We start from the raw sequence: 15310 nt of genomic DNA, 5'->3' as shown, positions 1-15310 counted from the left end.
GACGTTACTTCGCGTCGTGGAAGATGATCCCCACCGTATGCCGCCGTCCCGAGCGCAGGCGGCTGACGCCGTGCCGGAGATTGACGCGGTAGTGCCCTTTCGTACCTTGCACCGGGCGATTGTGGACAGCAAAGATCACTGCATCGCCCCGGGTCAGCGGCACCACTTCGGCACGGCTTTGCATGCGCGGGCGCTGCTCGGTCAGCACGAATTCGCCGCCGGCGAAATCCTCGCCTGGCTGCGACAACAGGATTGCGACCTGCAGCGGAAAAGCGAGGTCGCCATAGAGGTCCTGATGGAGGCAGTTAAAGTCGCCGGGGCCATATTGCAGGAGAAGCGGCGTCGGCCGCGTTTGGCCGCTTTCGTGGCAAAGCTGGAGGAAGGCGGCGTGGTCATCGGGATAGCGCTGTGCCACGCCCATGCGTTCGTTCCAGTCGTTGGCGACGCCGGCCAGCCTCGGATAGAGCGCGGTGCGCAGGCCACCGACCAGATCCGGCAGCGGATAGCGGAAATAGCGGTACTCGCCCTTGCCGAAGCCATGGCGGGCCATCACCACATGGCTGCGGAAATGGTCCTCATGCGGATAGAGACCGGCGATCTCGGTGCACTCCTCGGGTGAAAGCAGCGCCGGCATGACGGTGCTGCCGTGGCTGTTCAGTTCGCCGACCAGAGCACTCCAGTCCTGCGCTGCGATGCGCGCTTCGGCCGAATGGGCTGCGCGTTTGGTGCTTATCGAATGGATGGTCATGGATGCCTCCTTTGCTTGCGGTCAAAGTGGGGCGAACGAGGCGCCTGGGCCACCCGATTCCTGCGATGAACATTGTCATCTGCTGCCGGCAGCGATTAACTGTGTACATGCATCTTTCGATCGAACCGCTAAATGGCGTCAAAGGGCTTCCTCTCGGATCGTCTAAGGCGACTGTCAGATCCTTCTTTTCAGGAGAGCTCAAGGTCTTCCGGCGGAGCCCAACCAGCGTTCCGGCCGACTATTGGCCGGACCTTGGAGTATTCGCCTATTACAAGGCCGATGGCGCACTCGAAGCGCTAGAATTCACCTCGCCTGCGATCTTGGAACTGGGTGGCGCGTCGCTGTTTCCGATTTCCATGGAGGTTGCGCTGAGGTTCTTGAGACAAACCGACCCCAATGTGAAGGTCGAGATCGATAGCGCGATTTCGAATGCTCTCGGCATCAGCATCTGGACAGCCATAGGAAAAGAAGCGGACTCCCAGGTGGAAACACTTTTGCTGTTTGGAGCCGGCTACTACGGCTGATCCTTCCGGGCGATATCCACTGCAGATCGACTGCGTATCGATCGCATCAGACCGGATCGGCACCCTTGCGGCGATACGCCTCCAACTCAGGGTCCAGATCGACCCTCACCGCGTTTGTGAACAGGCAGGTCGCCACCATGATGCCGGCGAAGGCGACGAGGTTGACCAGCAGTGTGTCGTCGTAGCTAGCCTTGAGTGCCGCCCAGATGTCGTCGGGAACGGCGTTGGTATCGGCAGCGACTGCCTTGCCGAATTCGATCAGCAAAGCTTCTTCAGCGCTGGGCTCGATCGCCTCGGGATCAAGACCGCTGTCGATCAGCGCGCGGCGGAAGAAGGTAAGCGGTATCTCGGCGCGGCATCTCTCGGAGATCGCCAGCGACAACAGCCAGACAGCGCGGTCGTCGAGTGCGGGCTTGAGCAGATCGCGCAGGGTGAACCATTCGGCATAGATGCGGTGGGCCGCCGGTGAATGCAGCAGGATGCGCTTCATGTTGGTCATGCGTCCGCGCAGGCCAAGCTCCCTGTCGTGCTCGGCGCGGATGTCTTGCGATGCCGAGGCGTAGTCGATCGGCGGGATCATGGCCATGGGACGGTCCTTGGTTGGTGGCAGCGAGGCATTCTGCGAAGCCCTCACCCAAGCGTCGTATGCAATTGCGGCGCGGCGCGCAGCGTGTTGGACACCGTGCAGATCGCTTCGGCGTCCTCGACGATCCGCTGCTTGGTCGCAGCGTCGAGATCGCCTGAGATGTCGAGCCTGATGTTGAGCCTTTCGACGCGCGACGGCTCGTCCTTGGCCTTCTCGCCGCTGACCTCGGCGCGCACCTCGCCAAGCGCGGCGGCAACCCCGAGGCGGGAGGCGGCGATGCGCGCACTCAGCACCATGCAGGCGGCGAGCGAGGCGTAGAGCAGGTCGAGCGGATTGAAGCCCGGCGCGCTGACGCCGGTGACGACATCGACTGCACCGCCGGTCGGAGTGGTGATGGAAGGCAAGCCGCCGGGCTGCAGCGTCGCCGTCGCGCCGGTGACGCGGGTTCTGACCTTCAACTCAGCCATCGCAAATCCTTCTGGCCGGCAGTCCGGCAAAGGGGTAAGGATCGCCCGTGGCGTGTCCTGTCCCGCTATATGGTATGTCCTGGGCCGATACCGCAACCTCCGCAGAAGCGGCACCCTGTCAGCAATCTTCACCACGCCCGTTCCCTCTCCGCCCTGCCCTGCGGTAGGCTCGCGCGATCCGCAACAGGATCGCGAGAGCCATGATCGTCCAGGCCTGCATCAATGGCGCGCGCGCCGCCGATTTTCACCCCACGCTGCCGCTCGACGCCGAAGCCATGGCGCGCGATGGCGCGGCCTCTGTTGCCGCGGGCGCGGCCGAGCTGCATGTCCATGCCCGCGGAGCGGACCGCCGCGAAAGCCTTTCGCCGGCGGCGATGGACCCGACGATCGCAGCACTTCGCCGCGCATGCCCCGGTACGCTGATCGGCGTCTCCACCGGCGCCTGGATCGAGAATGACGATACAAGCACGCTGGTCGCCATCGCCGCCTGGCGCGAACTGCCGGACTATGCCTCGGTCAATCTCAGCGAGGCGGCAGCACCCATCGTCACGGAAAGCCTGCGTCAGCGCGGCATCGGCATCGAAGCCGGTCTGGCTTCAGTCGCCGACGCCGAGCGTCTCGTCAGCCTCGACCATGGCGGGCGCGTGCTGCGCGTCCTGATCGAGATTTCCGAGCAGACGCTAGACGAGGCTTTTGCGGTCGCCGACGGCATCGAACAGGTCCTGGAGCGCGCCGGCATTCGCCGTGCCATCCTGCTGCATGGCGAGAACGCGACGGTGTGGCCGTTCGTGCGCCGTGCGGCGGATCGCAACTGGTCGACGCGCGTCGGGCTGGAGGATGGGAAGCATCTGCCGGATGGCACGGTTGCGGCCGGCAATGCCGCGCTGACGGCGGCAGCGGTGGCGATCTTCCAGGCCGGGCGATAGCGCATACAAGCAGCGCGCCAAGGCATCGCCGAGACGATGGCGATCGCAAGGCCCGGGCCGCGAAAGTCGGTGGAAGCTATTCAAATTTTATGTATTAATTAAACCGGCAGTTAATAGTCGCATCAACGGTCTCATCTATGTTAATATTCTCCCGCATCGGGGACTTTTTTAATGAACGTCATTCCGGATAATGATCACGCTGCGCCGCGTCGGATTCAACAATATACATCGATACAGACCCTGCGGGGGCTAGCAGCCCTTATGGTTGTTATCTATCATCTTCCGGCCGCACTAGGCGTGCTCGATTTGCCTATTCCCATTCTAAACAGCGGCGTCGACCTGTTTTTCGTCATCAGCGGTTTTGTCATGGTTCTCTCGACGGAGAACAGACATCGCGACCACCGTGCTTTTTTGATGCAGCGGTTCACGCGCGTCGTTCCGTTCTATTGGGTCATGACCTTCCTCATGGTCGCCGCACTTTGGCTGTTTGCCGGTCGTGGAGTGTCCTTTGAGCAGATTGCCAATAGCCTGTTTTTCGTGCCCTATCTCGATACGGCCACAGGCTATGTCCAGCCAGTGCTTGGCGTGGGTTGGACGCTCAATCTGGAAATCCTGTTTTACATTCTGTTCGCGGCGACTATGGGTTTTGGTGCGCTGACGCAAATGGCCACGATTGGCGTTGTCTTTGCAATCGCCGTAGCCGCACGCATTATCTTCAAACCCGCCGCCGACACTGTGCTGTTTTTCTATACCACGCCAATCCTGTTTGAGTTCCTTGCCGGCATGGCTGTCGGCCGTCTGGTCGGCAGACTGCTGCGTTTGCCCGCTTTCCTGGGTGCCTCGGCTGTCGGGTTCGCTATTGTGTCCACACTGGTGATGGTACTTGGCTTCAACTTGCCGCGAACCCTTGCTCAAGGTATCCCGGCGCTGATCCTTGTCGCGGGTTGCATCAGCCTGGAGAGCTACTTCCGACTTTTTGCTCCTCGCGTGCTGGCAAGGCTGGGAGATGCTTCCTACTCTCTCTATCTGACCCATCCTATCGTGCTGCTCGCGATCGCTCCTGTCGTTGCAACCGCCAATGTGTCACCATGGCTTGCAGGCATAGCTATTGTCACCGCCTGCATCGCCGTGTCCCTGGCGAGTTATAGTTTTATTGAAAGGCCGCTTTTGGCCATGTCGCGAATGAGCCTCTCCGCTTATCAGGTGAAGGCGTGAGTTGCGGCTACGCCGCAACTTGGTCGGCCTGTTATGCGGGTGCGTTGCTCACTACGACCTCGCGTCGCGTTCAAGCGACCACGGCGGCGGCAAGATCGTCTTCGCACTCCGTCGCCTAGTGCTGTCGCGCACATCCTCGACTGCCCCAAAATGCGCAGCGGTTTTGGGACGACATGCATCCTGTCTTGCCCGAACGCACACGGAAGGGACACAGAGGGATGACATAGCTCTTGCTGCTGTTAAAAATTCCCCATAAGGTATTTTTCATATCCGAAAGAAAATCCGATCGTTTCTTTCCCTTTATGAAAGCCTTGCCTTTTGCGTGAGCATCTCGATCAAACCGATCGACGGCTGGTAAAGCTGTTGTCGCAGGATGCCCAGCCCGGCATCAACCGGCTCGCCGAGACGATGGCGATCTCGGTGCCGACGGTGCGCTCAAGGTTGCGCAATCTGCTCGACCGCAACCTCTTGAAGATCGTCGGGCTGCTCAATCTGACCGAACGCCCCGAGCTGATCTCGGCCATTGTCGGCATCAATGCGCAGGGACGTGGCCGCGCCCGGGAATTGGCGCAGCGCATTGCCGAACTGCCTTTCGTCAACTCGGCCTCGGTGGTTACCGGGCGCTTCGACATCATCGTCGACGTGACCGTCGCCGGCGATGTCGCCGACCTCTACCGCATCACCAGCGAGCTGATCCCCGGCGCCGGCATTCCCGGCGAAGTCGTGCGCAGCGAAACCTTCGTCGTCATGGCTTCATGCAACAAATGGGTCAGCCTTCCCGAAGGCTGCTGGTCGGAAGAAACACCGTCGCGCAAGGAGCCGGCATGAGAATAGCTGTTCTCGGCGGCCTCGGCCTGCAGGGACGGGCGGCCATCGCCGATCTCGTCGCCAGCGCCGGTGTCGAGGAAGTCGTCTGCGTCGATACGTCGGCCGACGGCCCTGCCCGGCTTGCCGGGCTGACCGACCTTTCCCGCGTGCGTTTCGTCGTGCCCGAGGGCCCCATCGGCCCGGCACTTGCCACCGTGCTGGCGGATGTCGACGCCGCCATCGATCTGTTGCCACAGCCATTGATGCGCGAGGCGGTGCAGGCCGCGATCGCAACGCGCACGCCGCTGGTCACCACCAATTACGGCAACGCGATTGCCGATCTGGCGGCGGAGGCTGAACAGGCCGGCGTTTCGATCATGACCGAATGCGGGCTCGATCCCGGCATCGACCTCGTGCTCTACGCGCGCGCCGCAAAGCAGTTCTCTAGGATCTCCTCGATCGATTCCTATTGCGGCGGCATCCCCGAACCGAAGGCGATGGCGAAGCCGCTCTGCTACAAGGTGAGCTGGAATTTCGACATGGTTCTGGTCAGCCAGAACCGCGACAGCGTGATGATCGAGCATGGCAAGCGCGTCGAAGTGCCGGCCGGGCGGCAGCACGACAATGCCTTCATCCACGAGATCGAGGTCGCGGGCCTCGGCCGGCTGGAAGCTTTCCCCAATGGCGACGCGCTGCACTATGTCGAGATGCTGGCGGCCGCCAAGGGATTGCAACGCTCGGGCCGCTATACACTGCGCTGGCCGGGATGGTCGGCGTTCTGGGCGCCGCTGAAGGAACTCGGCTTCCTCTCCGAAGACAAGGTGCCCGGCACCGGCGCCAGCCCCCGCGAATTTCTCGGCCGGCTGCTCGGCCCGCAATTGCAGTATGGCGCTGACGAGAAGGACCTTTGCGTGATGCGCAATGTCTTTTCCGGTCTCGAGGGCGGTCGCGCCAAAACGGTGACATCGGACCTGATCATCGAACGCGACCTGGCATCCGGCCTGTTCGGCATGAGCCTCGGCGTCGGCTATCCCGCCAGCATCGTGGCGCAGATGCTGGCGCGGCGCGAGATCGCCACACCTGGCCTGCTCAACCCGCTGCTGCATGTGCCGGACGAACCCTTCTTTGACGAGCTGGCGAGGCGTGGCATCAAGGTGACCGAAACGGTGGCCTGGGACTGACGATTTTCGAACGGTGGCTGCCGCCGGCAAACGGTGCCGCCGCTCAAAAAACACCCAAAAGGGTGGAATAACAAAGTGGAACAACAACGATAACAGGAGGAATGCCAAATGAAGATTGCCAAGCTTTTCATCGCCGGACTTGCGCTTGCGGGCCTGACCGCTGCTGCCAGTGCCGGAACGCTCGACGAGATCACCAAGCGCGGCGAACTGCGCGTCGCGGTACAGACGCAAGGACCTCCCTTCTCGCTGGTCGGCGCGGCCGGCGAGCGCACCGGCAGTTCGGTCGAACTCGCCGAACTGATGGCCAAGGAAATGGGTGTCAAGATCACCTTCCTCGACTATGATTGGGACGGGCTGATCCCGGCGCTGCTTTCGGGCAAGGCCGACCTGCTCGTCGCCGACATGACGCCGACGCTGGCGCGCGGCATGAAGGTCGCCTTCACCACACCTTACATGTATACGGGCAGCACCGTCTTCACCAAGGCCGACAGCAAGTTCAAGACAACCGAGGACTGCAAGGCCAAGGGCACCAAGATCGCCGTGCTGTTGGGCGCCACCGGCGAAAAGGAAGCCAAGAACGCCTTCCCGGATGCCGACATCAAGAGCTACAAGGGCGGCGGCCCGCTGCTGCTCGACGCGGTCAACAACGGCCAGGCCGATTGCGGCGTCAACGACGTCTCGGCGGTCAAGGGTCAGTCGACAGCCTATCCCGCCGGCACCTTCACCATCATGCCGGACCTGTTGTCGAAGGAGCCGCTTGCCTTCGCCACCCGCTACGACGAGCCGGACCTGTTGATCTGGATGAACCTGTTCCTCAACCAGGTCAGCATCGACGGCCGCCTGCAGAAGAACCTCGACTACTGGGTCAATTCCGACGCCTGGAAGAAGGATCACTAAGCAGAGGTAAGCAGGGAGTAGTGAGTAGGAAGTAGTGAATGGTGAATGGTGAATGGCCATTCCGGACGCCCTTCACTGCTCACCACTCACTACTCACTACTGCCCATTCACCATTCACAATTCACCGCCATGCTCGAAAATTTCAGCTTCCGCACCATCGTCGAATATCTGCCGCTGTTCGGGCAGGGTCTGATCACGACCGTGTGGCTGTCGGCGCTGTCTTTTGCGGGCGCGCTGGCCGTCGGCATCGTGCTCGCCGCCATGAACCTGCAGCGCGGCCAGCTGTTTCGCGTGCTGGCCAAGGGCTATATCGATGCCGTGCGCGCCACGCCGTTGCTGGCGCAGCTCTACTTCCTCTATTTCGGCCTGCCGCGTCTCGGCTTCGTCCTGCCCGAGCTCGTCGTCGGCATCATCGCTTTGTCGCTGAACAGCGGCGCCTATGTCGCGGAAATCATCCGCGCCGGCATCCTGTCGATCCCGCGCGGCCAGGTCGAGGCCGGGGTTGCCTCGGGAATGACCTATGTCCAGCGCATGCGCCTGGTCATCCTGCCGCAAGCCTTCAAGGTGACGATCCCGCCGCTGCTCGGCCAGGCGATCGTGCTGGTCAAGGATTCCGCGCTTTTGTCGCTGATCTCGGTTTCCGAACTGACGCGCGCCGGCCAGTTGCTGGCGTCCGACCGCTTCATGCCGGCGGAAGGCTTTCTCACCATCGCCGCTTTCTATCTGCTGCTCTATTACTGCCTCAAAGGGCTGGCGGGGCTGTCCAGTCGGTGGCTCGGTCTGCAGCCGGCAAGGAGCAGCACATGATCTGGCAACAGCTGCAAAGCCTGGCCGGCAGCTACCCCCTCGCCTTGCGCGGCCTTGGCATGACCGTGATGCTGTCGGCGATCAGCCTGGTGCTGGGCACGCTGCTTGGCTTCGGCCTCGGCATATTGCGCACCGGCGGCAACCGGCTGATCTCGAGCGTGATCGGCGCCTGGGTCGACCTGATCCGCGGCACGCCGTTTCTGGTGCAGATCTTTCTGATCTTCTTCATCCTGCCGGAATTCGGCATCGAGCTCGATGCCTTCACGGCCGGCATCATCGCGCTCACCAACCTCGCCGCGTGCTTCATCTGCGAGATCGTCGCCGCCGGCATCCGCTCGGTGCCGACCGGCCAGGTTGAGGCAGCTCTGGCGTCTGGCCTGTCGCGCTGGCAACGCATGCGCCAGGTGGTGCTGCCGCAGGCGATGCGCATCGTGCTGCCGCCGCTGGTCGGGCAATATGTACTGTTGATCAAGGATTCCTCCGTCGTCTCGGCGATCGGGCTGACCGACCTCACCCGCGTCGGCTGGCTTGTGGTGCAGCGTGTGCCCAACGGCCTGCTGGTCTTCTTCCTGGTCGGCGTCGGCTATTTCGTCGTCTGCTATCCGCTGATCATGCTCGCCCGCCGGCTGGAGCGCCGCATGGGCGCGGCGCATGGCGAGGTGCAGCTGTGACATCGAACCCAAAGGGCTGACCGCCATGACCAATCCAAGCCCGACCAAGACAAACCTGACCAAAACGGGCATGATCGACTTTCGCGGCGTCAACAAATGGTTCGGCTCGCTCAATGTGCTGAAGGACATCACGCTCAGCGTCGAGCCGCGCGAAGTGGTCGTCGTCTGCGGCCCAAGTGGTTCGGGCAAGTCGACGCTGATCCGCTGCATCAACGGCCTGGAAGCGATCAAGGATGGCGACCTCGTCGTCGACGGCCAGCGCCTCGGCGACCCCGCCATCAACATGACGCAGCTGCGCACCGAGATCGGCTTCGTCTTCCAGTCGTTCAACCTCTACCCGCACAAGACGGCGCTGGAAAACGTCACGCTGGCGCCGATCCATGTGCGCAAGATCCCCCGCGCCGAGGCCGAGCAGGCCGGGCGCGACTTGCTGGCCAAGGTCGGCCTCGCCGACAAGGTCAACGCCTACCCGTCACAGCTGTCCGGCGGCCAGCAGCAGCGTGTGGCCATCGCGCGCTGCCTCGGCATGCGCCCCAAGATCATGCTGTTTGACGAACCGACCTCGGCGCTCGATCCCGAGATGATTTCCGAAGTGCTCGACGTCATGGTCGCGGTGGCCGAGGAAGGCATGACCATGATGGTGGTAACGCACGAAATGGGCTTTGCCCGCAAGGTGGCGCAGCGCGTGGTGTTCATGGACGCCGGCGCCATCGTCGAAAGCGGCACGCCGGAAGCGTTTTTCTCCGACCCGAAGACCGACCGCAGCCGGGCTTTTCTAAGCAAGATTCTAAGGCATTAGAGCTTAGCCAAAGCCGGTCGTCCGAAAGGCCGCGGGGCAGGAACTGTCGACGCACAGCGCCAAACAACGAGCCGCCGGTAGAGTGGATCGGCTACGTTTAGGTCTCCGGCTACGCCTCTGGGACCTTCCACGTGCCGTCCAGAACCTTCGCGCGTGGTCGATAGAGCCGTACCATCCAGTTCCAGCCGGGCCACCATCGGCTGTACGGTCAAGCCACCGGCGCCGCGCCGCGCCGCTCGAGCGCTGTCCTGCGGATGATTTCCGCAATTTCCGGGCTGCTGCTGCACAGCATCTGGAAATCCGCCGCGTGCAGCGACAGCAGTGAGACAGAAGTTGCGGCAGTGACGGTCGCCATACGCGGTTCGCCGCTGATCAGCGCCATCTCGCCGAAGAAGGCGCCAGGGCCAAGCTCCACCGGGTTCGGCGTCGCGACGCTGACGCGGCCCTCCACGACGAAGAACATCCGATCGCCGGTCTCGCCGCTGCGGCAGATCACGGCGCCCGCCGGCACCGTGCGGGGTCTTAACGCGCGCACGATCTCGACCAGCGTGGCCGGGCCAAGCTTCTGAAACAACGGAACGCCGGCAATCAATTGCCAATTGCGGACGAAATCCTCGCGACGGACTTCTTGATAAAAGCCGGAGGCAAGAATGCCGGCCCAGAGCCCGAAGATGCCGATGCCACACATCATGACAGCCCCGGCAAGGACGCGGCCGGCGAAGCTTTGCGGAATGTCGTCGCCATAGCCGGTAGTGGACAGCGTGACCACCGCCCACCACATTGTCTCGGGGATGCTGCCGAACTTTTCCGGTTGGACGTCGCGCTCGATGACATAGGCCGCGAGTGCGACACCGAACAGAACCAGGCCGAAGACCGTGGTGACGCCGACCAGGTTGCGCGCTTCGTTGGCCAGAACCCTGCCAAGCAGCGGGAAGAACGTCGAGTCGCGCAGCGGCTTCAGCAGCCAGACAGCACAGTAGAGGCTGCGGTCGGGCGTGCCGTCGAGCAGGAATGCGGCGAGTGGAACCAAAACCGCGAGCACATCGATTGCGATTGCCGGCGTCCTGTCCCGAAGGTCTCCCGCCCAGCGCTTGAGCAGGGTCTCGGCCATCTGCAGAAGATAGGCGGCCCAAATGACAGCGAGCACGGCAGCCAGAGCCAGTCTGCTTCGTCCGGACATGTTCGGCATCGTGAGCGCAGCCACCGCCAGAAGCCCAGGCGCAGCCAGCACCGCGTTTAGCGGTGCGTAGATTCTCAGGAAAGGCAGTACCGACATTCTATCCCACCAGCGGCCACTGTGCTCCAGAATAGAGGCCTTCCGGGCAAGCGCAAAGGGTGCTTTCCGATCGCAAGATCAGGTCACGCCAACGCCTGTCGGGCGCCGCTATCGGCGCTCCAGGGTCGCACCGCAGGCGACGGATCAGCTCGGGAGCCGCCACATTCGCACACGACCCGCACCACGCAATTCCGTTTCCTCGAGTGGGTCGCAAGCAAATTTCGGTCCAAGCAGTTGGCAAGTTGCATCGGAAATACGAATTTCATCGGGCTCCGCGGACGTTTGAATACGTGAGGCGAGATTAACGGTCTCACCCCACAGGTCATAGGCGAACCGCCTCTTGCCTATGACGCCGGCGACGATCGGTCCTGAGTGAATTCCAATTCTCAGCCTTATCGGTTCTCCTGCGAAGCGTTCCCGCTTGACCGCTTTGCGCAGCTCAATCGCATAGCGCGTGAGGGCCCTTGCATGATCGGATCGCGCCGTGGGCAGGCCGGCGACCACCATCACACAATCGCCAATTGTTTTGATCTTTTCGCAGCCGTATCGCTCAGAGAGCCGATCCGCCGCCTTGAAGAAGTAGTTTAAAATAGCGAGCGTCGTCACCGCTCCGACGCTGCGCGCTCGTTCCGTAAAACCGACGATGTCGGCAAAAAGCACACTCACCTCTGCGTGGTTGTCGGCAATTTTCTTTTGCGCTTTCAATCGCTCCGCGATCGAGGCCGGGAGAATGTTGAGGAGCAGGTTTTCGGCGCGCTGATATTCACGCGCCAATCCCTCCTGGCTCTTCCTCAACGCCTCGTTCGTCGATTGCAATTTTTCGTTGAGTTGACGCTCCCTCTCTTGCAGGAGCGTCATTTCATAGGCCTTCTGTTGAAGCCGCTGCCTGTTGTCCCGTTCGGCAGTGGCGTCCAGAAAAAGCAGCCACACGCACGCATTGTCAGCAAAAAAATGAAGGTCGGCGACACGCCCGCCGGGCAGTTCGATCATGTCCATGCGAAACGGAAGCTCCGGGCAAGGCAGCAAACCTTCCATGAATTCAAGCTGCTCCGCAACAGGCTTGCCGATGCGAAGTGATGACAGCCCGTAATGTTCAACATTACCGCCCTTGGCAGCTATGCAAAGCTCAGGGTCGATTTTCAGATAAGCGACAGCGTGCCCGTCGAAGAAGAAATTGAAAAACCAATTTCTGACTTCTTTTGGCAATTCATGCATGGTCTATTTGGTGACCATCAAGGCAAGTTGACGAAAGGCGTCATCGACCTGCTCGCCCGAAAGCGCACTTGTTAGATAGATTTGCCATCCACGTTGCCTCAACTCGTTGATCTCACCATCCGATATCGCCCACCGATCGGCCAGATCGGACTTGTTGAACAGCAATACGAACGGCATGGCGCCGAATTCGGCCTCGACCCGTTCGCGCAGCGTGAGTGCCACGGCAAGAGTAGCGGCGCGGGTTCCATCGACGACAAGCACGAGCCCGGTTGCACCGCGAACATAGCTGACGCGGAATGAGCCGATATCGTCTTCGCCGGCCAAATCCCACAAAATCAGATCCACGGTTTTGTCCGGGAGCGCGACGCTCTTCTTGTCGATTTTCACTCCAACGGTGGTCAAGTAGGTTTCTGAGAAGATGCTCTGCACAAACCTGCGGACCAGACTCGTCTTTCCGACAGCGAAACCGCCCAGCATGCAGATCTTTTTTTGCAACATGTTGGGCTCCGCTAGTCCAGGTTTACGGTAATCGAAACCCGGCGATTGGTGGAGCTACCGGTTAGACTGTTTTCAGGTACAGCCGGCTCAAAAGTGCCCGCGCCCCGAACCAGCAGCAATTCGGGAGCGACGCCCCGCTTGTTGAGAAGCGCACGAACTGTCTCGGCGCGGGCGGCGCTGATCGACGCGTTGGCCGTCTCACGGCCCGTGGTGTCCGAATGCCCGGTCAACATGAACCGCGCCGTTACGCCGGAATTGCGGGCACTCTGGGCGAATTCCTTTATTTGATCCGCCAACCTGTCGAGAACCGGCGTCTGCTCCGGTCCCGGCACAACCTTGCCGGAAGAGAAGAAAATATCGGTCGTCTGGATGGCCTGCCTCAAATGATTAAGTTCTGCAAGGTTCAGCTCACGCAGTTGCGAGACATCCAGAACCACTCCGTCTGCCGAAAGTTGTTCAGCGGCGGCCCGCGCGCGGTTGATCCAGCCGGCAGGAGCCTCACCCACGGCCACGATGCGACCCTGGATGATCGAGAGCTGAACGGTTTTCGGCGGGGACAGCGCCGCGGTCAGCCGCTTCACCACAAACTTCGGATCAAGGCTCTGATAGAATTGCCACTGTGCATGAACGCGGGCAGGATCAACGTCCGTTCCGGAGAGCAGGGCTTGCGGGTCGGCGGCAAGCGGGTCTCTCAAGCCGGAAATGTAGAAATGTCCGCCCCTCGCGCTTTGTTGGGCGACGATGATTCCCGATTGGGCCTCAAGTCGCGACACATAATACTGCCAGTGCTCCGCCGCGCGTGCTTCGGGGCTCACGTCACGAACCTTGGAGATGTCGAATTCGGGTCCGCCTGCTGAAAGCTGCCGGGCCGCCGCGCGCGCGCGATCGATCCAGGTGTCGGGAGCCTCACCCTCGGCAACGATGCGATCATCGACGATCGAAAGTCGTACTGTATCCGGCGGATACAGTGACGCCGTCAGCCGCTTCAGCACGAACTCCGGCTCAAGGCTCTGATAGAACTGCCACTGCGCATGAACCCGGGCGGGATCGACCTCTGTTCCCGACAACAGCGACTGCGGATCGGCGCCAAGCGGGTCTCGCAGGCCGGCAATATAGAATTGGCCGTCGCTTATCTTTTGGTCTGCAACGATGATGCCCGGCTGGGTCTCCAGTCGCGACACATAGGCGTGCCAGCGCTCCGCCTCGCGCACTTGGGGACTTACGTCACGAACCCCCGAGATATCGAAGACCGGCCCGCCTGCCGAAAGCTGCTGGGCCGCCGCGCGCGCCCGGCTGATCCAGGTGTCGGGAGCCTCACCCTCGGCGACGATGCGGCCATCGACAATCGAAAGTCGCACTGAATCCGGCGGAGCCAGCGACGCCGTCAGCCGCTTCAGCACGAACTCCGGCTCAAGGCTCTGATAAAATTGCCATTGCGAATGAACCCCGGCCGGATCGACTCCCGTGCCTGACAACAGCGACTGCGGGTCGACGGCAAGCGGGTCCCTCAGGCCGGCAATATAGAACTGGCCATCGCGTACCTGCTGTTCGGCAACGATGATGCCCGGCTGGGCCTCCACTCGCGACACGTAAGCCTGCCAGCGCGACACGTAAGCCTGCCAGCGCTGCGCTGACTGCCAGGAAAGAAAGTACCAACCGCCTGCCAGACTCAAAAGCAGCAGGGCAACGGCCGCCACCAGCCACGGAAATCCGTCGTTTGATTCCTCCTGCTTCAGCTCGACGCAGGTCTGCAACTGCGCCTCTACGGAGGCCAGCTGCGAACCGTCGCCGTCGAACTGCTCTAAAGCCTCTGAGGATTGCTCATGGATGCGAAGCAACACATCGCGAACGATTTCATGCAATTCCTCCGGCGGATTTCCCCGGATCACCGAAACCAGTGTCGCAAACGGTCCAACTTCCGACCAGAGACGAAGCTCGCCGAAACGGATTGTGTCCAGGCCGCTCTGCTCTTTCTCGTTAAATGAGTCTTTTACAAAATCCTGAATCGCACTGAGCATCGAAGAAATGAGCTGAGGATCTTCGCTCGTCGCATTGTCGGCAGTTACATGCGCTATCAAAAGGCCGGAATTCCGATGAATGAGAAAGGCATGTTCCACACGGTAGACAAGGGAATGCTTCAGAACAACTGCCGAGAAGCTTGCCCCTGTTCTCCAGGCTTCAAGTCTCCACTTGAGCCCGTGCCAGGTGAATATGTGCCTTAGAGTTTCATTCAGCGACTGAAAGGTCTGGTCGATCTTTTCGCCGATCGACTTGCGAATTGCCGGCAGAAACACCGGGTACAATATGTCCGTCAGCGTGCGCGGGCTCTTCTGGATCGACCTTTGCACAGCCCGTTCGACAGCTGGCGCAAGCGCCTCGCCGAGTTGCGCGTAAGGCGCTCGTCCGGCAGCACTGGGAAGAACGTCGCCCACGGCCGCCGCAAGCTGCTCGGGTTCGTCGAGCAGATGCGTGACGCGTGAAAGCTCGGAGATTTCGCGGCTGACCAGCAACTGCCGCAGCGTTTCCATGCGCGGATCGGCGGTTGGAACCGCCTCGAACTGCGCACGGTAGTCCGGATCAACGTTCCGGGCAATTTCGATCAAAAGACGAGCCAGAGCCTCGCGATCAATCTCTGTATCGTTCGAGGCTGTTCTTTGCGGAAGGTTGAATGGGTCGACGGTGGACGTCAAGGT

At 61.4% G+C, this 15310-nt stretch carries 16 protein-coding genes; 9 read left to right on the top strand and 7 right to left on the bottom strand.

Annotated elements, in window-relative coordinates; all coding sequences use genetic code 11:
* Positions 1 to 4: 4 nt before the first annotated feature.
* Positions 5 to 748, bottom strand: coding sequence for a 2OG-Fe(II) oxygenase (locus NLY36_RS27385; RefSeq protein WP_023735473.1), 744 nt, complete (start codon positions 746 to 748; stop codon positions 5 to 7).
* Positions 749 to 813: 65 nt separating this feature from the next.
* On the opposite strand from NLY36_RS27385, the gene NLY36_RS27380 reads away from it, so the two are divergent.
* On the top strand, positions 814 to 1272 hold the full coding sequence (locus NLY36_RS27380) for a hypothetical protein (RefSeq protein ID WP_050586866.1): 459 nt from the start codon (positions 814 to 816) through the stop codon (positions 1270 to 1272).
* Positions 1273 to 1318: 46 nt separating this feature from the next.
* Here the strand turns inward: NLY36_RS27380 and NLY36_RS27375 are convergent, their stop codons facing one another.
* The gene (locus tag NLY36_RS27375; RefSeq protein WP_023735474.1) at positions 1319 to 1858 is read right to left on the bottom strand and encodes a carboxymuconolactone decarboxylase family protein; all 540 of its coding nucleotides are present in this window, start codon (positions 1856 to 1858) and stop codon (positions 1319 to 1321) included.
* Between the two features lie 44 nt (positions 1859 to 1902).
* Positions 1903 to 2325, bottom strand: coding sequence for an OsmC family protein (locus NLY36_RS27370; RefSeq protein ID WP_023670326.1), 423 nt, complete (start codon positions 2323 to 2325; stop codon positions 1903 to 1905).
* A 200-nt stretch (positions 2326 to 2525) separates the two neighbouring features.
* Here NLY36_RS27370 and NLY36_RS27365 point away from each other — a divergent pair, with 200 nt between their 5' ends.
* The 8 genes from NLY36_RS27365 (at position 2526) to NLY36_RS27330 (ending at position 9628) form a co-directional block, all read left to right on the top strand.
* A complete protein-coding gene (locus NLY36_RS27365) occupies positions 2526 to 3251 on the top strand; it encodes a 3-keto-5-aminohexanoate cleavage protein (RefSeq protein ID WP_023695531.1) in 726 nt (241 codons plus the stop codon).
* Positions 3252 to 3422: 171 nt separating this feature from the next.
* Positions 3423 to 4466 carry an acyltransferase family protein gene (locus tag NLY36_RS27360; RefSeq protein ID WP_084026172.1) on the top strand — a complete coding sequence of 348 codons (1044 nt, stop codon included), beginning with the start codon at positions 3423 to 3425 and terminating at the stop codon, positions 4464 to 4466.
* Positions 4467 to 4784: 318 nt separating this feature from the next.
* Positions 4785 to 5294, top strand: coding sequence for an Lrp/AsnC family transcriptional regulator (locus tag NLY36_RS27355; protein ID WP_023670324.1), 510 nt, complete (start codon positions 4785 to 4787; stop codon positions 5292 to 5294).
* A complete protein-coding gene (locus tag NLY36_RS27350) occupies positions 5291 to 6454 on the top strand; it encodes a saccharopine dehydrogenase family protein (RefSeq protein WP_023695533.1) in 1164 nt (387 codons plus the stop codon). Before NLY36_RS27355 ends, NLY36_RS27350 begins: the two co-directional genes overlap by 4 nt.
* Before the next feature lie 108 nt (positions 6455 to 6562).
* Complete coding sequence (locus NLY36_RS27345; protein ID WP_023684789.1) at positions 6563 to 7351, top strand: ABC transporter substrate-binding protein; 789 nt, start codon at positions 6563 to 6565, stop codon at positions 7349 to 7351.
* A 129-nt stretch (positions 7352 to 7480) separates the two neighbouring features.
* A complete protein-coding gene (locus NLY36_RS27340; protein ID WP_023695534.1) occupies positions 7481 to 8158 on the top strand; it encodes an amino acid ABC transporter permease in 678 nt (225 codons plus the stop codon).
* Positions 8155 to 8829 carry an amino acid ABC transporter permease gene (locus NLY36_RS27335; RefSeq protein WP_023684787.1) on the top strand — a complete coding sequence of 225 codons (675 nt, stop codon included), beginning with the start codon at positions 8155 to 8157 and terminating at the stop codon, positions 8827 to 8829. The genes NLY36_RS27340 and NLY36_RS27335 overlap by 4 nt, the downstream gene beginning before the upstream one ends.
* A 70-nt stretch (positions 8830 to 8899) precedes the next feature.
* A complete protein-coding gene (locus NLY36_RS27330) occupies positions 8900 to 9628 on the top strand; it encodes an amino acid ABC transporter ATP-binding protein (protein ID WP_023695535.1) in 729 nt (242 codons plus the stop codon).
* A gap of 208 nt (positions 9629 to 9836) precedes the next feature.
* Here the strand turns inward: NLY36_RS27330 and NLY36_RS27325 are convergent, their stop codons facing one another.
* The 4 genes from NLY36_RS27325 to NLY36_RS27310 all read right to left on the bottom strand — a co-directional run bounded on the left by NLY36_RS27325 (position 9837) and on the right by NLY36_RS27310 (position 15307).
* The gene (locus tag NLY36_RS27325) at positions 9837 to 10904 is read right to left on the bottom strand and encodes a cyclic nucleotide-gated potassium channel (protein ID WP_023693904.1); all 1068 of its coding nucleotides are present in this window, start codon (positions 10902 to 10904) and stop codon (positions 9837 to 9839) included.
* Between the two features lie 144 nt (positions 10905 to 11048).
* The gene (locus NLY36_RS27320; protein ID WP_023695536.1) at positions 11049 to 12119 is read right to left on the bottom strand and encodes an adenylate/guanylate cyclase domain-containing protein; all 1071 of its coding nucleotides are present in this window, start codon (positions 12117 to 12119) and stop codon (positions 11049 to 11051) included.
* A 3-nt stretch (positions 12120 to 12122) separates the two neighbouring features.
* Positions 12123 to 12617: a Rab family GTPase gene (locus NLY36_RS27315; protein ID WP_023670316.1), complete on the bottom strand. Its 495-nt coding sequence runs from the start codon at positions 12615 to 12617 to the stop codon at positions 12123 to 12125.
* 11 nt (positions 12618 to 12628) lie between these two features.
* Positions 12629 to 15307 (bottom strand): OmpA family protein, encoded by a 2679-nt coding sequence (locus tag NLY36_RS27310; RefSeq protein ID WP_031214979.1) that lies wholly within the window; start codon positions 15305 to 15307, stop codon positions 12629 to 12631.
* Positions 15308 to 15310 lie beyond the last annotated feature (3 nt).

It is taken from the genome of Mesorhizobium sp. C399B (assembly GCF_030323185.1).
GTDB lineage: Bacteria > Pseudomonadota > Alphaproteobacteria > Rhizobiales > Rhizobiaceae > Mesorhizobium.
The sequence above is the reverse complement of the archived record's forward strand: the minus strand, read 5'-3'. Positions and strand labels throughout refer to the sequence as shown.

Coding starts and splice junctions, on each gene's coding strand:
- NLY36_RS27330 (WP_023695535.1), top strand. CDS start 8,900: ATGATCGACTTTCGCGGCGTCAACAAATGGTTCGGCTCGCTCAATGTG.
- NLY36_RS27340 (WP_023695534.1), top strand. CDS start 7,481: ATGCTCGAAAATTTCAGCTTCCGCACCATCGTCGAATATCTGCCGCTG.
- NLY36_RS27360 (WP_084026172.1), top strand. CDS start 3,423: ATGAACGTCATTCCGGATAATGATCACGCTGCGCCGCGTCGGATTCAA.
- NLY36_RS27320 (WP_023695536.1), bottom strand. CDS start 12,119: ATGCATGAATTGCCAAAAGAAGTCAGAAATTGGTTTTTCAATTTCTTC.
- NLY36_RS27345 (WP_023684789.1), top strand. CDS start 6,563: ATGAAGATTGCCAAGCTTTTCATCGCCGGACTTGCGCTTGCGGGCCTG.
- NLY36_RS27315 (WP_023670316.1), bottom strand. CDS start 12,617: ATGTTGCAAAAAAAGATCTGCATGCTGGGCGGTTTCGCTGTCGGAAAG.
- NLY36_RS27370 (WP_023670326.1), bottom strand. CDS start 2,325: ATGGCTGAGTTGAAGGTCAGAACCCGCGTCACCGGCGCGACGGCGACG.
- NLY36_RS27350 (WP_023695533.1), top strand. CDS start 5,291: ATGAGAATAGCTGTTCTCGGCGGCCTCGGCCTGCAGGGACGGGCGGCC.
- NLY36_RS27365 (WP_023695531.1), top strand. CDS start 2,526: ATGATCGTCCAGGCCTGCATCAATGGCGCGCGCGCCGCCGATTTTCAC.
- NLY36_RS27385 (WP_023735473.1), bottom strand. CDS start 748: ATGACCATCCATTCGATAAGCACCAAACGCGCAGCCCATTCGGCCGAA.
- NLY36_RS27380 (WP_050586866.1), top strand. CDS start 814: ATGAACATTGTCATCTGCTGCCGGCAGCGATTAACTGTGTACATGCAT.
- NLY36_RS27375 (WP_023735474.1), bottom strand. CDS start 1,858: ATGGCCATGATCCCGCCGATCGACTACGCCTCGGCATCGCAAGACATC.
- NLY36_RS27325 (WP_023693904.1), bottom strand. CDS start 10,904: ATGTCGGTACTGCCTTTCCTGAGAATCTACGCACCGCTAAACGCGGTG.
- NLY36_RS27335 (WP_023684787.1), top strand. CDS start 8,155: ATGATCTGGCAACAGCTGCAAAGCCTGGCCGGCAGCTACCCCCTCGCC.